Origin of the sequence: Agrobacterium sp. LAD9, assembly GCF_003031125.1 — a bacterium.
In the GTDB taxonomy this organism is placed as follows: Bacteria; Pseudomonadota; Alphaproteobacteria; order Rhizobiales; family Rhizobiaceae; genus Agrobacterium; species Agrobacterium radiobacter.
The window spans coordinates 22,630-40,118 of the sequence record NZ_PHGS01000015.1 but is presented as its reverse complement, the minus strand read 5'-3'; the positions used below and the strand labels follow the sequence as shown (position 1 = coordinate 40,118).

Annotated in this window: 13 protein-coding genes; 7 read left to right on the top strand and 6 right to left on the bottom strand. The window is 59.7% G+C overall.

The window, feature by feature from the left end; genetic code table 11:
• Nucleotides 1–3 precede the first annotated feature (3 nt).
• The 3 genes from DA915_RS16690 (at nt 4) to DA915_RS16680 (ending at nt 4,336) form a co-directional block, all read left to right on the top strand.
• A complete protein-coding gene (locus DA915_RS16690; protein WP_192886583.1) occupies nt 4–2,613 on the top strand; it encodes a DEAD/DEAH box helicase in 2,610 nt (869 codons plus the stop codon).
• A 66-nt stretch (nt 2,614–2,679) separates the two neighbouring features.
• Entirely contained in the window at nt 2,680–3,285 is a 606-nt protein-coding gene (locus DA915_RS16685; protein WP_107676652.1) for a hypothetical protein, read from the top strand.
• Nucleotides 3,286–3,478: 193 nt separating this feature from the next.
• On the top strand, nt 3,479–4,336 hold the full coding sequence (locus DA915_RS16680; protein ID WP_107676651.1) for a hypothetical protein: 858 nt from the start codon (nt 3,479–3,481) through the stop codon (nt 4,334–4,336).
• A gap of 1,321 nt (nt 4,337–5,657) precedes the next feature.
• On the opposite strand, the gene hutH is transcribed toward DA915_RS16680, so the two are convergent.
• The 5 genes from hutH to DA915_RS16650 form a co-directional block, all read right to left on the bottom strand.
• On the bottom strand, nt 5,658–7,166 hold the full coding sequence (gene hutH, locus DA915_RS16670) for a histidine ammonia-lyase (protein WP_107676650.1): 1,509 nt from the start codon (nt 7,164–7,166) through the stop codon (nt 5,658–5,660).
• Complete coding sequence (locus tag DA915_RS16665; RefSeq protein WP_107676649.1) at nt 7,159–7,989, bottom strand: glycine betaine/L-proline ABC transporter ATP-binding protein; 831 nt, start codon at nt 7,987–7,989, stop codon at nt 7,159–7,161. The genes hutH and DA915_RS16665 overlap by 8 nt, the downstream gene beginning before the upstream one ends.
• The gene (locus tag DA915_RS16660; RefSeq protein ID WP_003506072.1) at nt 7,982–8,839 is read right to left on the bottom strand and encodes a proline/glycine betaine ABC transporter permease; all 858 of its coding nucleotides are present in this window, start codon (nt 8,837–8,839) and stop codon (nt 7,982–7,984) included. Before DA915_RS16660 ends, DA915_RS16665 begins: the two co-directional genes overlap by 8 nt.
• A 95-nt stretch (nt 8,840–8,934) precedes the next feature.
• The gene (locus DA915_RS16655; protein ID WP_003506073.1) at nt 8,935–9,972 is read right to left on the bottom strand and encodes an ABC transporter substrate-binding protein; all 1,038 of its coding nucleotides are present in this window, start codon (nt 9,970–9,972) and stop codon (nt 8,935–8,937) included.
• A 91-nt stretch (nt 9,973–10,063) separates the two neighbouring features.
• Nucleotides 10,064–10,549: a hypothetical protein gene (locus DA915_RS16650; RefSeq protein WP_244600750.1), complete on the bottom strand. Its 486-nt coding sequence runs from the start codon at nt 10,547–10,549 to the stop codon at nt 10,064–10,066.
• Between DA915_RS16650 and hutC the strand changes: the two genes are divergently transcribed.
• Nucleotides 10,536–11,276 carry a histidine utilization repressor gene (gene hutC / locus DA915_RS16645; protein ID WP_020012277.1) on the top strand — a complete coding sequence of 247 codons (741 nt, stop codon included), beginning with the start codon at nt 10,536–10,538 and terminating at the stop codon, nt 11,274–11,276. The two genes, DA915_RS16650 and hutC, sit on opposite strands and share 14 nt — an antisense overlap.
• A 26-nt stretch (nt 11,277–11,302) precedes the next feature.
• Here hutC and DA915_RS16640 read toward each other — a convergent pair whose 3' ends face one another.
• Nucleotides 11,303–11,917, bottom strand: a complete 615-nt coding sequence (locus DA915_RS16640; RefSeq protein ID WP_003506076.1) for a TetR/AcrR family transcriptional regulator — start codon at nt 11,915–11,917, stop codon at nt 11,303–11,305.
• A gap of 304 nt (nt 11,918–12,221) precedes the next feature.
• On the opposite strand from DA915_RS16640, the gene DA915_RS16635 reads away from it, so the two are divergent.
• The 3 genes from DA915_RS16635 to DA915_RS16625 are packed head-to-tail and all read left to right on the top strand — an operon-like array spanning nt 12,222 to nt 17,451.
• Nucleotides 12,222–13,298, top strand: coding sequence for an efflux RND transporter periplasmic adaptor subunit (locus DA915_RS16635; protein ID WP_107676647.1), 1,077 nt, complete (start codon nt 12,222–12,224; stop codon nt 13,296–13,298).
• Nucleotides 13,298–14,383, top strand: coding sequence for an efflux RND transporter periplasmic adaptor subunit (locus DA915_RS16630; protein ID WP_020808556.1), 1,086 nt, complete (start codon nt 13,298–13,300; stop codon nt 14,381–14,383). The genes DA915_RS16635 and DA915_RS16630 overlap by 1 nt, the downstream gene beginning before the upstream one ends.
• Entirely contained in the window at nt 14,380–17,451 is a 3,072-nt protein-coding gene (locus DA915_RS16625) for an efflux RND transporter permease subunit (RefSeq protein WP_020808555.1), read from the top strand. Before DA915_RS16630 ends, DA915_RS16625 begins: the two co-directional genes overlap by 4 nt.
• Nucleotides 17,452–17,489: the final 38 nt, after the last annotated feature.

Sequence of the window (17,489 nt, the reverse complement as noted above, 5' to 3'; positions counted from 1 at the left end):
GCGATGTTGCGCGAACTCGACTACCAGAAGCGCGTGCTGGAAACACTGGACGCCTATCTTGACCTACTGGGAGATGAGAAGGCCAAGGCCGATAAGGTGGCTGCGCTCGTCGCCGAACAGCCCGATCTCGGCATCGAACTCCCGGACTACGCTAGGAAGGCATGGGAGCGAATGGCGACGGCAGGCAAGTTGCCGACATCGCGCGCCGCCATTCCCTTTTCACCGAGGGCCGACGGCGTTGGCCGGACCGTGCCGAACGCGGTCTTCAAGATTCCCACGGGCGGCGGAAAGACCTTTCTCGCCGCCAATGCGCTCTCCCGGATTTTCGGACGCTTCCTGAACCGGAACACGGGATTCGTGCTCTGGATCGTGCCGAATGAAGCGATCTACAGCCAGACCCTGAAGCGGCTGAAGGATCGGCAGGACCCCTATCGGCAGGTTCTGGACCGCGCCGCTGCGGGGCGCGTGAAGATCATGGAGAAATCCGATCGGCTCGACGCCCGCGACGTGGAAGGTCAGCTTTGTGTGATGCTGCTGATGCTCCAGTCGGCGAACCGAGAGACCAAGGACACATTGAAAATGTTCCGGGACCGCGGCGACGTCGCAGGATTCACGCCCCCGGAGGGCGACCAGAAGGCGCATGCCGACCTGATCAAGGCCGTCGGCAATCTCGATTGCTACGACGATCTGTTTCCGATGGTGAAGGATTCGCTCGGCAATGCGCTGCGCATCATCCGCCCCGTCGTCGTGCTGGACGAAGGACACAAGGCGGTTTCCGACCTTGCCTTCAATACGCTTTATGGCTTCAATCCGCGCTTCGTGCTGGAACTGACGGCGACGCCGCACGATGTCCAGCCACGCGGCGGCAACGACCCCCGCGAAGGCCGTTATTCAAACGTTCTGGTGGAGGTGACTGGTCTGGAGCTTGATGGCGAGGGCATGATCAAGATGCCGCTCAACCTCATTCCCAAGCAGGGAACGGATTGGAAGAGCACGCTGAATGAATCCCTGAAGCAGCTAGACCTCCTGGATGCCAAGGCTGCCGAATTCCGGGCCGATACCGGGCGCTACATTCGCCCCATCATGCTTGTGCAAGTGGAGCGGACGGGCAAGGATCAGCGCAATGCCGAATTCATCCATTCCGACGACGTGAAAGAATGGCTGCTGACAGCTGGATTCGATGAGGCCGAAATTGCCGTGAAGACGGCGGAGACGAACGACCTCAACCAGCCGGAAAATCTCGACCTGCTTTCCCCGACAAACCGCGTGCGGGCCATCATTACCAAGTCCGCGCTTCAGGAAGGCTGGGACTGCCCCTTCGCCTATGTCCTGTGCTCCTTGGCCGCCAGTTCCAACCTGAACGCCATGACCCAGCTTGTGGGCCGCATTCTGCGCCAGCCGGCTGCCATGAAAACCGGGATTCCGGAACTGGACGAATGCTACGTCGTGACCCATCACGCCGGAACTGGCGACGTCGTGAATGCCATCAAGAAGGCTCTTGAAGGGGATGGGCTGGGCGATCTGGTGCTGCGGGTCGTTCAGACGGACGCCACCAGCACCGCGAAGGCTAGTCGCACCATCCAGCGCCGCAAGGATTTCACATCGACCGACATTTACCTGCCTTTGGTTCTGCATGTGGATGGCGAGCATGTCCGTCCGCTCGATTACGAGACGGACATTCTCGCCAATGTGGATTGGCGCGGCTTCAATCCCAAGGACATCGCCGACGGGATACCGGACAACGCCCATCGCCCGGAAGGACAGATTCAGCGCATCAGCCTCACGGATACGAGCGAGCATTTCAAGGCGGAGCGGGTGGCAGCGGCTGCGGAAAGCCTCGTCTTCGATCCGTCCTACGCTGTGCGGGTGATTTCCGACCTCGTGCCGAATCCTTTCGTGGGGCGAGCGATCATCGGGAAACTGGTCGATGCCCTTGTCGCGCGTGGATTCACCGTCGAGAAGATCGGAGAGCTCGCCGGGCTGATTGTCGAGGAGATGCGCCGCAAGTTGGATGCCGCCCGAACAGGACTGGCAGAGAGCCTGTTCCGGGACAGGGTCAAGGCCGGAAGGATTCAGTTCCGGCTTCGCCTCGACAGCAAGAACTGGCGTATGCCTTTCGAATACGAAATGCCCGAGCCCGCGAGCTTGCAGCACCTTCCCCGGAGTGATGGCAGTCCTCTGGAAAAGAGCCTGTTCTCTCCGGTCTTTGCCAACGAACTCAATGGCGACGAACAACAGGTGGCCGTCTACCTGGATGAAGACAAGGCCTTGAAGTGGTGGCATCGCAACGTTGCCCGGACTCAGTATGGCTTGCAAGGCTGGAAGCGGGCCAAGGTCTACCCGGACTTCGTCTTCGCCGCCAATCGTGACAACGGCAGCACCCGCATCACCGTTCTGGAGACCAAGGGCGACCAGTTGGATAACCTCGACACCGCCTACAAGCGCGAGCTTCTGAAACTCCTCTCGGAGAGCTTCGCCTGGGATTCGACGGTTCCTGCGGGACAGCTTCAGCTCGTGCAGAATGACGGTGCAACGGTCGAATGCTCGCTTATCCTAATGAGCGAATGGAAATCGAAGCTGCCGGAGTATCTGAAGGACAGCGACGTCGCGTAGTTGCCCCGGATTTGCGCCGGTCCTTCCGCTGCCTCATCCTTTCCTGAAGGATTGGGGAGGTCGCGTATGGACAGGGAAATCAAGCAGAGTAAGCGAAGGAGGACCTGCGCGGATTGGATTCGCCGCAACGTTGCCAGACGGCGCCGCCGCGATCCTGCTTCGAGAACCGTGCTCCATCTGCTCGGCCTGTTGTCGGCGATGCTGGCGCTTCTTCCGGAAAGCACTGCTGCCTCCCCGCTTTCCGGACGCGGAAATAATTTCCGCGGGGATCGCCGAATACGGCCCCCCGACTATGAGCTTGGCGCTGACGCATGGGCACGAGAACGCGGCCTTGAGCCGGGTTGGTATCCGGTCGATCGGCCGAAGCTTCGGCCTTCTTGGAATCGTCTGGTCAAGGATCTGGATCGCCGGACGACCAAGGACCGCGCGCGGATCATAATTGAAGAGCGCGTTCCGCCGGAGGCCCTGGAGTGGCTGCGGGAGGTGATCAAGACACGGGACTGGATCGCGCTTCGCATAGTTGGACATGATCGTCCTGAAGAGGAAATCCGGGACCGGGCGATGATGGTGGCCCGACGATGGCAGCTTGAGCGTCAGACGAGCGCCGTAGCCTCCTCGTGTGCGACTGACGACGCGGGGGCGCCGGGGCCTGCACTGAGGCCGAGGTTTTAGAGTTGCAAGGTCTCGTAGTCCGCGATACGCCCTGAAGGATCCCGATGCTCAGAGACCGCACTTCCGGACGTCGCGGTGGACCGCGCAACCCCCACATGAGATGCAGAAGAAGCGTCAAACCCGTTTAAGTTGACATAACGTGACCAGTAGTCGAATTCTTGGCCAATATTGTTATGATTCTTGAGGGGGAGTAATGGCTATATTAGCTGAGCATAAATTGAAAATTCGCTACGAGGGTGGGTTAGCGGATCAAAATGCGCTTCCGGGCTACGATGGGGTAACATCTATCGACGGAATTACTAGGGCCGTCCATATTGCTCTTCATGCATACATGACGGGAGAAATCACCACTCGGGCGACAGCCTTGAAAAACGCCTCGGTTCTTTTGAAGCCTGCTCGTCAAGGCAGCTTCATATTCGAGTTGATAGTCCTTGTTGAGGCCTATCCAGCAACCACTGGAATTGCGGCAGCTCTTGGCGGGCCGATGTTGTATGATTTCTTGAAGACCGCATTCAAGCGGGCGACGGGAAGTCTCGATGCGGAGCCGGAGACCACGAGCCTTCGAAAATTGTACGAAAGGAAAGACCCCCCACCTCTGAAACATCCTCCAGTGGATTTCGATGAGTTGGCCGAAGTCCTCGAAGGAAGCCTTCAAGACGCACACCGCCCCATCGGAGCCGATGGAACGATAGGTACCATCTCGATAGGTTCCACGAAGCAGGAGTTGGTCAAATTTGATGAAGGCACCAAAGACTGGGTAAATACTCGTGAGGAAGCCGTAGGGCTGGAAGTTTTGCGAGGAAATGTAACCCGCTACAACTCGATGTCGCGAAATTCACGTGTTTACGTTGATCAGTTCGACCGTATCGTCCCGATGAGACCGGGAGGCGACTTCGCTGTCGGGAACCTCGCGCTGTTAACATGGTCTCTTCACGGGAGCAACGTCGGTGCCCCCAACAAGCTGGATATGCGCGTTCGCCGCGTGAGTTCCGCAAGCGGCAAGGTCAAGCGTTTGCTTCTGTCAGATTGCGCGAGAGCGCCTATTGACTGAAGCTAGTGCCTCGGAGAGAGGACGACGGCTTTGATCCGATCCGATCGAATACGCGAATGCCGTTGCGTTGGACGTCGCGGGCAAGGGCTTGTCCGGAGTTTGCAATGCGAGTCCTCTGAACTAGGTGCTGCGCACCAGTTCGACGATGGCGGACATAAATCATAGCAATGTAGAAGAGTGTTCCGACGGCATCCGTGTGCATCGTTTCGACAACGATCACGTCGATGGCGAGGCCTCGAATGAGGGTCTTTTTCGTTCGCACCAATATTCCCCGTAACTCATTGAAAACATGAATTTTATAGCAGATTCAGAGAATTGAGCCCAGGGCGATCGGAAATGATTTTGATGCTCCCGGAAACACGGCGTCGAAGATGTTAACGTGATTCAGGATGGCACGACGGTCAGGCTGAGGTTGACTGTCGCATGGGGTGCTATGCTCGGGAGAGGCATGCCCCTCCAAAGGGGGATGCCGCAGGCCGCAGGCCGTTTCTGAGCAGCCCATGAGACTGTCACAGAAGCGCGGGGCCACGCGACTAATCGGGAGGAGCGGTCGCGGTAGGCGATCGGATCGAGACAAGCGGCTCGGTCCGAAGCGAAGGAGATTCGTCGTGGGGAAGCTGAGGGGAACCCGTGCCGGGTCAGATGAGGACCTGATTTCAATCATGGAAACGTGCGTTGGGTCGCGGTCCTTGCCAGCGGGTATCGCTTGGGGTACACCGCCGGGTATCGCAATTTCCGTAGCGTAGTCAGGGCTTTATCGGACACCTTGGAAACGCGGGTATCGCGCGGCAATCTGGCGGATTGTCCCACCCTCTCCGCCATAAAAATCAACTAATACATTGATTTGCAGTGATTTTTTCTCGACTTGAATGAGGCGAAGCAGATCTGCGAAATTCGCGGTGCGCTGGAATGGCGGCGTGCCCTTGTGCCGAGCGCCGCGATGCTGCCATCGTGGAAGCGCTCGAAAGGTCGCTCAAACGTATCCTCGAAAGCTATGTCGCCAGGGATATACGGGCGTTCTGGCGCATACCTCATCCTTTTATTAGGCGCTATTCAGCAAGATCGACCCGCATGTCGCACGGGGCAACCTCAATCTGCAGACGATGCGTATCAATCATCTTCATTCGATGACGATCAAGGCGAAAGCCGCGATACTGAAGGCCCGGCGCAAATGGAAAAGATCGTCGAGGCCATTCGGCAGGGGGACCCGCCGCCTACACGGCGGATCTGGCCCATGTCGCCAGCGCGTGCGGAAGCGGTTTTCATCGCTCAGAGGACCGGTAAAGAGTAACCTCTTCCACTAAAATTTCCGGCACAGCAGTTAACCCGCGTCGGCGCGTATCCCCGCATGCGTGGTCCGCAGTATTTCCCGCACAGAAGCCAGCAAGTGGTTGAGCGGCCGGTCGTCGCGGTAACATGGCACTGCCGTCCGGATACGCTGGTAGAGCGTATCGGTGCTAGGTGCACGGCCGGCTTTGTCTGGTTGCATGTCGTAAGCCTGCGCCGCGCTCATGATCTCGATCGCCAGAATGGTTTCCAGATTGCCGATAATCGAAAGTGTCTTGTCGGCAGCGGCGGTGGCATGAGTGAGTATGTCCTCCTGCAGAGCGGAGGTGATGCCGCCATCGAGGCTGGCGGGGGCGGCAAGGCGGCGATTTTCTGCGGCAAGCGCTGCGGCCGTGTACTGGATGATCATGAAACCGGAACAGACACCGTCACTTTCTGCCAGAAAGGCAGACAGCCCGCTGACAAGCGGGTTGACGAGCCGGTCGATACGGCGCTCGGAAATCGCGGCAAGTTCGGCTGCAGCCGTTGCCAGCCCATCCATGGCGAGCCCGAGTGCCGCGCCAACTGCATGGGCCTGGGAATGGACCTCGGGCGCCTGCGGCGTGCCGGTGACAACAGGATTATCCGTGACGCTCGCAAGCTCGCGGTTCACGACGTCGGCGATCTGCGCGACGCTATCCCGAACGGCGCCGTGCACCTGCGGCACGGCGCGCAGGCTGAGCGGATCCTGCGTGCGCGATCCGGCCGACCGGGCAAGAAGCGGGCTTCCGGCCAGGAGTTGGCGCAGGTTCGCGCCGACGGTCTGGATGCCGGGCGAGGCGCGTAGCGCAAGCGGCTCTGCGGCGAAGGGGTCCGCCTGTGCGCCAAGATTTTCATAGCTCATAGCAGCTGCCGCATCGGCCCAGTCGATAAGGGAAGTGGTGCGGGCAAGTGCGAGGCTGGCGAGACCGGTGGCGCAGGGTGTGCCGTTGACGAGGCTCAGCCCTTCCTTTGCCTGCAGGACCATAGGTTCGAGGCCGAGCTTTTCCAGCCCTTGCCTGCCGCTGATCAATTCGCTCCCGTGGCGGGCCTCGCCCTCGCCGATCAGCAGGACGCCTATGGCCGCGGCATGGGTGAGGTAACCCACCGACCCCTTCGAGGGAATGACGGGAAGAATATCGCCATTCAGCAGGGCCAGCAGCGCTTCAACCGTTTTGACCTGCACGCCGGAGTAACCATGCGCGAAGTTGTTGATCTGGGCAGCCATGATGGCGCGCGTTTCTTCGCGCCCGAGCGGTTCTCCGACGCCGCAGGAATGGCTGAGCAGGATGTTTCGGGAGAGGGCCTGCTGTTGCGGAATATCCACGATCACATCGCAGAGCGCACCGACACCCGTGTTGATGCCGTAACCGCGCACGCGTTTTTCGACGAGTGCATCAACGATGGCGCGGGCATCGGCAATACGCTGCCACGCCGCATCCGACAGGGAAAGCGTCGCACCCTTTGCGACAGCGGCGATCTCTTGCCAGGTAAGGGGACGATCGATGGTGATCGTATCAGCCATGCTGGGCTTCCCCCGCACCTGCGCGGCGCTCCACGAAACGGGCGACATAGTCGTTTGCGGGGCTGTTGAGGATCTGGTCCGGCGTTCCCACCTGCACCAGTTTTCCGTCCTTCAGGATCGCGATCTGCGCACCGATGCGGAGCGCCTCGTCAAGATCGTGGGTGATGAAGACGATGGTCTTGTGCAGGTTCTTTTCGAGCTGGAGCAACTGGTCCTGCATGTCGGCGCGGATCAGCGGGTCGAGCGCTGAAAAGGCCTCGTCCATCAGGATGACATCGGTATCGGCCGCCAGCGCGCGGGCGAGACCCACACGCTGTTTCATGCCGCCGGAAAGCTGGTGGGGAAACTTGTCCTCGTAGCCTGAAAGGCCGACAGTCTCGATCCACTTCATGCCGATGGGTCGTGCGTCGGCCTTGGTCAGCCCGCGCACGCGCTGGCCATAAACGACGTTCTGCAAGACGGTGCGGTGCGGCATCAGGCCGAAATTCTGGAACACCATGCTGACGCGCCGATTACGGAAATCCCGCAGCTCCTTCGCCTTGAGGGCGAGAACATTGTCGTCTCCGACGAGAATCTCGCCGCTCGTCGGCTCGATAAGACGGTTGATGTGGCGCACCAGCGTCGACTTGCCGGAGCCGGAGAGGCCCATGATCACGAAAATGCGGCCGCCCGCTATATCGAGGCTGACATTGTCGAGGCCGACGCTGCATCCCGTCTTCGCCAGGATTTCGCTCTTTTCCGCGCCCTGCTGCGCCATGGAGAGCGCAGCCTTCCAGTTGCCGCCGAAGATTTTGGACACGTTGCGGATATGGATATCAGTCATTGCCCATTTCCTTCCGGCTGGATCGGCCAAAACCCTGGGTGATACGATCGAGCACGATTGCGAGAATAACGATGCCGAGACCTGCTTCGAGGCCCTTGCCGACATCAAGCGTCTGGATGCCGTTCAACACCTGTTCGCCAAGACCGCGCGCACCGATCATCGAGGCGACGACGACCATGGAGAGCGCCATCATGATCGTCTGGTTGAGACCGGCCATGATCGTAGGTGTGGCAAGCGGCAATTCGACGCCGAAAAGGATCTGTCTCGGGCTGCCGCCAAAAGCGGTCGCCGCTTCCACCACTTCCCGGTCCACCTGCCGGATGCCGAGATCGGTCAGGCGGATCAACGGCGGTACGGCATAAACGATGGTGGCAAGTACGGCCGGAACCTTGCCGAGGCCGAACAGCATGATGGCGGGGATGAGATACACGAAGCTCGGCATGGTCTGCATCACATCGAGGATCGGCAGGGTGATACGCCGGGCCCATTCGCTTTTGGCAAGCAGGATACCCATGGGCACGCCGATGACGATGGAGATGAGGCTGGCAATCAGCATCAGCGCCAGCGTCTGCATCGTCAGATCCCAGAGGCCGAGCGCACCGACGATGAAAAGCATCACCGCCACCATGATGACGAGCGAAATCTTTTTCGCCGCGAACCAGGCGAGCACCAGGAAGACCAGAAAAATGACCCACCACGGCAGACCGCGCAGCGCCCATTCCACGAAGAGGATCGCCTGCAGGATCGTCTGTGAGATCGCCTTGAAAAGGTAGCCGTAGTTCACCACCAGCGAACGCACGATCTCATTGATCGGGCCGCGGATGGAAATATGGAAAACTTCAGGAAACATTGGTGTAGTCCTCGCGCCTGCCGACCCCAATTTCGGGAGCCGGCCCCTGTCCTGACGGGAAAATGCGCGCCGGAAGTCCGGCGCGCCTGCGATGTTTACTTGACGGCGGCTTCGATACGCGCCTTGGCGTCCGCAGAAACCCAGCTGCTCCAGATATCGGCCTTGGTCTGAAGGAAGGTCTTGGCTGCGGCTGTCGCATCGACCTGCTTGTCCGTCATGTAGGCGAGGCTGGCGTTGATTTCCGTCAGCGGGAAGGTCGCCTTTTCAAGGATAGCGATGATCTCAGGCGCTTCCTTGGCAAAGGTGCTGTTCACGCCATAGGCCACCTCGACGGAGGGGAAGGCGCAACCGGCGTCGCGCTTTCCATCCGCGCTTGTCAGCTCCTTCCAGCAGGCATCGCTATAGGTCGGCTCCTGTAGCTGGACGAGCTTGTATTTGCCCATGATTGCCGTGGGGCTCCAGTAGTAGAACAGCATCGGCTCGCCCTGGAGATAGGCGGCGGCAATTGCGGCATCGAGCGCAGTGCCGGTGCCCGGGCGGAAGTTCACATAGTTTGCTTCCAGCTTGTATGCCTGCAGCTTGGCGGTGTTGACGCCTTCGCAGGTCCAGCCCGACGGGCAATTGAGGAAGCGGCCCTTGGTAGGCTCTTCCGGGTCCTTGAACAGTTCGACGATCTTCGGATCGGAAAGCTGGTCGACGCTCTTCAGGTCCGGAGCTTTGGCTTCGATGCCTTTTGCGGGGTCGCCCTTGATCAGATATTCCGGCACGAACCAGCCTTCGGCGGCGCCGACGAAGGTCTTGCCAACTGACGTGACCTGGCCTGCTTCCGCAGCCTTGTTCCAGACGTCGGAGCGGCCGATCCATTCTTCAGCGAAGATCTGCACGTCATTATTGGCGGTTGCCTGTTCCAGCGTCACGGAGTTGCCGGGAATGGAATCGACCTTGCAATCATAGCCCTTGGAAAGGATTTCCTTCATGACTTCGGTGATGAAAGCGCCGCTTTCCCAGTCGATGCCGGCGAAGGTGATGGTCTTTCCTGCGCTGCAATAGCCTTCCGCCTTGGCCGCGCCTGCGGATGCTCCCATGATGAGCGCGGTGGTGGCCAGCGCGATTTTCAGTTTTGAATTCAGCATTGCATTCCCCTTTTGGTTTGATGATTGGCAATTTGCTGGCATGCGTGAGCCGGGCGCGCCCTGGGCAGGTGTTTGCCCCTGAGCCCGGTGGTCATTGGTGCATTTCATATCCCGTCGAAATCGGCGGCCGGGCGCTCGTCGAATCAATATGGAATTCGATGTTCACCTCGAAGCGGCGTGCCGGAAGTTCACTATACAACTTTGGGAAATTCGTATGGGGTGCGCGTATCGGCGACTTTGGGTCGAACGCGCCTGCGGCTGGCAGGTTCTGAAAAGGGCGAGCTTTCAGCGCATATTGCCCAAGCGAGCCTTCAAATACAACTTTAGCTCCGGCATGGCAGCTGCTGCCCTTGCGCTGAGCGGGCATTTGAATATCGCCCCGACCGTCGGCGGGAGACTTGCGGCTGCCAGAGATCGAGTCTTCGCTCGCCATTATTTTCCCCTCAAGTTGTATATGTAACTTCACATATTTGCGAAAGACAAGCAAGATAGGATGTGATAATTTTGTGCTTGCGCGGATTCTGGCTGCGTTTTGTGCAGTCGCCCGATTTTTAGGAGTTTTAATGCTGCCCGTCATCGAAAGCGAGTTTTCTGTCTCGGGCGATCGCTCCTCCCTGCCGCTGTATGAGCGGGTGAAAGAACAGATCAAGGAAAAGATCGCCAGCGGAGAGTGGTTGACGAACCACAGGATACCCTCAGAAAACGAGATGGTCGACATGCTGGGTGTCAGCCGCATGACGGCAAACCGCGCCTTGCGGGAGCTGGCAACCGAGGGGGTGATTGTTCGCGTGCAGGGGCGCGGGTCTTTCGTCGCTCCTAAAAAGCGAAGCGCCGGCATGATGGGCGTGCGTAACATCGCCGACGAGATCAAGGAGCGCGGTTCAACCCATCGGCCAAGCCTGATCCTCGCCCAGACGGAAGTTTGCGGTCCGGATCTCGCAACGGCGCTCGAGATCGCCGTGGGAGCGAAAGTTTTCCACTCCATCATCGTGCACCATGAAGATGACGTGCCGATCCAGCTCGAAGATCGCTTCGTCAATGCGGAGATCGCTCCGGATTATCTGATGCAGGATTTCAATACGCTCACGCCGAATGCCTATCTGACGGCGGCGGCACCTATTTCCCGGACCGAGCAGTTCATCGAGGCGGCGTCGCCCCAGCCCTGGGAATGCAAGCTGATGGCCATCAGCCGAAACGAGCCCTGCCTTCTCGTGCGCCGCAGAACCTGGTCGTCGAGCCGTGCCGTCACGTCCGTGCGGCTGCTCTATCCCGGTTCCCGATACCGGCTTGAAAGTCAGGAATAGAGGTCTGCAGCCGCGTGCAGTGATGCCTATGCCAGCAGCCCGCGCATGATCAGTTCGAGATGAATCTTCAGAACGGCCTGCCTGTCTAAAATGCGCCGGTCGTTGAAAATCAGCCGAAACACCAATGTTCCGACCATGGGCGACATCACGACCTTGGCGAGTTCGGGGGGATTGGCCCTGAACCTTTTTTTCGCCACGCCTTCCTCGAGGATCGTATTGATGCGCTCGAAGACCGGCGCCATCAACGTGTCATGATGCTGGTCGATGAGATCGGGGAATTTTGCGCCTTCCGCAAGGATGAGGCGGAACAGTTCCCGCATTTTCTTGTTGTCGACGAGTGCGTCGAACATGAATTCCAGTAACAGGCGCAGCTCCTCGACGGGGTCGTCGGATGTATGCGCATAGGCCTTGAACGCTTCCTGGAATGGCTGGGAGGCGTGCTTGACCATTGCCTCGAAGAGCGCCTCCTTGGTTTCGAAATAGACGTAGACCGTCCCTTTCGTCACACCCACCCGTTCCGCGATGTCTTCTACCCGTGTCGCGGTAAATCCCCTTTTGGTGAATTCCTCGAATGCGGCATCGAGAATTTGCAACGGACGTTGTATCTTCTGTTCAGCACGTGTCAGTTTTGCTTTCGCCATGGCCCCGGATCCCTTTGTTTTTTCGGCGCGTGCCCTTCTGTCCGTCGCGATAGGCGGAAATGAGAGATGGTTTGCCTATAGCACCGGCGCAAAAACCGGAATGGATTTTTGTGAAGGCGCGCGCATGCTTCAATATGCCGGAACATTGCCGACGCGCCCGCAAGGATGTGCCGGACGAAGTGGAATGATCATTCGGGAGGCTGGCCCGATGTTCCGGACAGATCCCCGATCGGCGGCATAAGAATTTCATTGACTATTCAGTCAGTCAAATATTATAGGATGAGGCGAAGATCAAGAGGTCACCATGAAAACCATCCTTATCGCGGCGGCGCTTGGCGGCATTTTCGCCCTGTCGTCCTGCAGCAATGAAGAGCCGCCTGCGGAAAAGTCGCTGCGCACCGTCGGCGTGGTCACGGCTGAAAAGAAGCCCGTCGATCGCGGCAGCGTCATAACGGGTGAAGTGAGGGCAAGGGTCCAGACGGACCTGTCTTTCCGGGTCAGCGGCAAGATCACCGAGCGGCTGGTGGATGTGGGTACACGGGTCAAGACCGGGCAATTGCTTGCCCGCATGGATCCTGAAGAGCAAAAGGCCGATCTCGATGTTGCGCTCGCCAACCTGCAATCCGCAGAAGCGCAGCAGACGCAGGCGCAATTGACGTTCGACCGTCAGCAAAGCCTGTTCAGGACGCAGGTGACCTCGCGTTCAGCGGTCGACAAGGCCCAGGAAACCCTGCTCACCACGCAGGGCGCGGTGAGATCGGCGCAGGCGCAGCTCGACACGGCGCGGGATGCCCTGTCCTACACCGAACTCAGGGCCGATGCGGATGGTGTGATCACGGCGCGCAATGTCGAAGTCGGCCAGGTGGCGCAGGCCGCCCAGCTTGTCTTCACGCTGGCGCATGACGGGCCGCGCGATGCGGTCTTCGATGTCTATGAATCCCTGTTTCTCGAGCGCGACATCGACAATCTCGTCAATGTCAGCCTCCTGTCGGATCCCACCCGCAGCGTTGCGGCGCCGGTGCGGGAGATTTCTCCGACGATCGACCCCGACAATGGAACGATCAGGGTCAAGGTGGGTCTGAACGGTGATCTGACCATGCCGCTCGGGGCGCCTGTATCCGGCCATTTCCGCTTCAAGCAGGTCGATGCGATTGAGCTTCCGTGGTCGGCGATGACGTCGCAGGACGGCTTTCCCGCCGTCTGGGTGGTCGATCCGCAATCCTCGGAAATCGCCATGCGGCGCGTCGAGGTCGCTGACTACGAGACCGGTCAATTCGTCATCGCGCAAGGACTTAATCCCGGCGATCTCGTTGTCACCGTCGGGACCAAATTTCTCCGCACCGGTGAAAAAGTCGCCTATGAAAAGGGGCAGGCACAATAATGTCCAGTATATACAGAAGCTTGTTTTTGGTGGCTGTGGCGATTGCGGTCTCCTCCTGCGAGGAGAAGCAGGAAGCCGCCGCCGAGGCGCCGCGTCCGGTGCTTTCCGTCGTCGTGGAAGAGAAGCCCGCCGATGCGCTGCGGCTGACCGGCACGGTGGAATCGCGTATTCAGACCGATCTCGGTTTTCGTGTTCTCGGTCGGATCATCGCCCGCAATGTCGATGTGGCCGATCTGGTCAAGAAAGGCGACGTGGTCGCGTCGATCGATCCGCTGGCGCTCGAGCTTGCGGTGAAGAGTGCGCAATCCGATCTTTCCAATGCGGAAGCGCAGCTGGCCAACGCGGTCACGACGGAACAGCGTCAGCGCGTGCTGGCTGAAGCCCGCAGCGGCACGGAAGCCGCACTGGAAGAAGCCGAACAGGCAACACGCACCGCCAACGCCGCCGTCGCCAAGGCCCGCGCCAATCTGGACAAGGCCGAGGAGCAGCTGGGTTATGCGCAGCTGCATGCGGAATTTGACGGCGTGGTGACGGCAACCTCAGGCGAAATCGGTCAGGTTGTTTCGGCCGGCCAAACGGTCGTGACGATTGCCCGGCCGGAAGTGCGCGATGTGGTGGTCGATGTTCCGCAATTTGCGGCGCAGCGGCTCGAGATCGGTTCCGCCTTCGAGATCGCCCTGCAGCTTGACCCGAAAATCCGCACCACCGGCGTGGTGCGCGAGATCGCTCCGGAAGCCGAAACGGCAACGCGCACGCGCCGCACGAAGATCAGCCTGCAGGATGCGCCGCCGGCATTCAGGCTGGGTTCCGTCGTCACGGCCTCGGTGCTTGCCGCATCCGAACCGCAGATCATGCTTCCCGCATCAGCCCTGCTGAAAACAGATAGTGGGTGGGGTGTCTGGATCGTCAATGCCGACAAGGCAACGGTGACGTTGCGCCCTGTCACGATAGAAGGTGAGCCGACTGAGGGCGGCAGCGTGCGTATCACCGACGGCGTCAAGCCCGGCGAGCGTGTCGCTAGCGCCGGTGTTCACAAGCTCAAGGATGGACAGGCCATCAGGATTGATCAGGAGGTCCGTCAGTGAAGAAATTCAATCTCTCCGACTGGGCGCTCGAACACCGTTCGCTCGTCTGGTACTTCATGCTGGTCTTCGTTCTCGCCGGCGTTTTCTCCTATCTCAACCTCGGCCGTGAGGAAGATCCGAACTTCACCATCAAGACGATGGTGATCAGCGCGCAATGGCCCGGTGCTTCCGCGGAGGAAGTAGCCCGGCAGGTGACCGACCGGATCGAGAAGAAGCTCGAGGAGCTCGACAATCTCGACCATCTGCGCAGCCAGACGGTGGCTGGCCGCACCACAATCTTCGTGGAACTGGTGCCGGAAACCAAGGCACGCAATGTCGAACCGACCTGGGTGCGGGTGCGCAACATGATCGGCGACATCAAAGGGGAGTTTCCCTCCGGCGTGGTCGGCCCCTTCTTCAATGACCGTTTCGGCGATGTCTATGGCAATATCTACGCCTTCACCAGCGATGGTCTCAGCCAGCGGCAGTTGCGCGATCTGGTGGAGGATGCCCGTGCGAAGGTGCTGACCGTCGACAATATCGGCAAAGTCGATGTTATCGGCGCGCAGGACGAGACGATCTATCTGGAGTTCTCCACGCGGCAGATCGCAGCCCTCGGCATCGATCAGCAGTCGATCATAAAGACGCTGCAATCCCAGAACGCCGTCACGCAATCCGGCTTCGTTAATGCCGGGCCTGAGCGTGTGGCGCTACGCGTCAGCGGCCAGTTCACCTCTGAAGACAGCCTGCGGTCCATCAATCTGCGGGTCAACAACCGGTTCTTCCCACTAACGGAAGTGGCGACGATCAGGCGCGGTTATGTCGATCCGCCATCATCGCTGTTCCGTTTTAACGGCCAGCCGGCTATCGGCCTTGCGATCGGCATGAAAACCGGTGCGAACCTGCTGCATTTCGGCGAGGCGCTGGATGCACAGATGAAGCGTGTGGTGGCGGATCTGCCTGTTGGTGTCGATGTGCATCGTGTGTCCGATCAGCCGGCCGTGGTCGATGAGGCGGTCTCGGGTTTCACCTCGGCGCTGTTCGAGGCGATTGCAATCGTTCTCGTCATAAGCTTCATCAGCCTTGGCCTCAGGGCCGGCATGGTGGTTGCCGTTTCCATTCCGCTCGTGCTGGCGATCACCTTCGTCTACATGGAATACACAGGCATTTCGCTGCAACGTATCTCGCTCGGCGCGCTCATCATCGCGCTCGGGCTTCTCGTCGACGATGCGATGATTGCCGTCGAGATGATGGTCGCGCGGCTCGAGGTCGGAGACGATCTCAGAAAAGCGGCGACCTATGTTTACACCTCCACCGCTTTCCCGATGCTGACGGGCACGCTGGTCACCGTGGCAGGCTTCATTCCGGTCGGTCTCAACAACTCCGCGGCGGGTGAATTCACCTTCACGCTTTTTGTGGTGATCGCCGTTTCGCTCATTGTGTCGTGGATCGTCGCCGTCCTGTTCACGCCGCTGCTCGGCGTCACGATCCTGCCGAAGACGATGAAATCGCACCATGAAAAGAAGGGCCGGTTCGCCTCCGCCTTTTCCTGGCTCCTCGGGCGGGCGCTGCGCTGGCGCTGGGTGACGATCATCCTCACCATTGCCCTCTTCGGCCTTTCCGTCGGCGGCATGAGCCTCGTGCAGCAGCAGTTCTTCCCGTCATCCGACCGCGTGGAACTGATCGTCGACTGGAACCTGCCGCAGAACAGCTCGATTGCCGAAACCAACCGGCAGATGGCGCAGTTCGAGCAGGAAATGCTGGCGAAGAATACGGATATCGACCATTGGACGACCTATGTCGGCGAAGGCGCACCGCGCTTCATCCTGTCCTTCGACGTGCAGACACCTGACGTCACCTTCGGCCAGACGGTCATCGTCACCAAGGGGCTGGATGTGCGCGACAAGGTGCGTGCCGAGCTGCAGGATTATCTGGACCGGACATTCATCGGCACCGACGCCTTCGTGAAGTTACTCGATATCGGTCCTCCCGTCGGGAAACCGGTCCAATATCGCCTGAGCGGTCCTGATATCCAGAAGGTCCGCGAACTCGGTCAGCAATTGTCCGGTATCGTCGGTGAACATCAGCTGCTCTCGAACCTCGTGATGGACTGGAACGAGCCGACGCGCGTGGTGAAGGTCGATGTCATCCAGGACAAGGCCCGGCAGCTCGGCGTCTCCTCGGAAGATATCGCCAATGCCATGAACAGCATTGTCGAGGGTTCTACCGTGACCCAGGTCAGGGACGATATTTACCTCGTCAACGTGGTGGCGCGCGCGCAACTGGCAGAGCGGGGGTCCATCGAGACGTTGCAGAACCTGCAATTGCCGGCGACGAACGGCAAGGCCGTGCCGCTCTCGGCGATTGCCAATTTCCGCTACGAACTGGAGCAGCCGACCATCTGGCGTCGTGACAGGATCCCGACAGTCACCGTCAAGGCCGCGATTATCGGCCCAACACAGCCAGCCACGATCGTGGAGCAGCTGAAGCCGAAACTCGAGGCTTTCGAGAAGACGCTTCCCGTCGGTTACAAGATGGAAGTCGGTGGCTCCGTGGAATCCAGCGCGGATTCGCAGGCTCCGATCGTTGCCGTGGTGCCCTTGATGCTGTTTGCGATGGCGACGATCCTGATGGTTCAGCTGCAAAGCTTCAGCCGGCTGTTCCTGGTCTTCGCCGTCGCGCCGACGGCCTTGATCGGCGTCGTGGTGGCGCTGCTCTTCTCCAATGCGCCGATGGGCTTCGTTGCCATTCTCGGCGTGCTGGCGCTGATCGGTATCCTGATCCGCAACTCGGTCATTCTGGTGGTGCAGATCGAGCATCTGAGAAGTGAAGGGGTCTCGGCATGGCATGCCGTCATCGAGGCGACCGAGCACCGCATGCGGCCGATCATGCTGACGGCGGCGGCCGCCACGCTCGCCCTCATCCCAATATCCAGGGAGATTTTCTGGGGTCCGATGGCCTATGCGATGATGGGCGGCATCGTGGTGGGTACGGCGCTCACGCTGCTTTTCCTCCCCGCGCTCTATGTCGCTTGGTTCCGTATTCCGCGTGAGGATGACAAGCCGGAGGGAACAGAAATCAAGGCGTGATATCGGTGCGGGGCGAGGGTACGGCGTCGTTGTTCCCT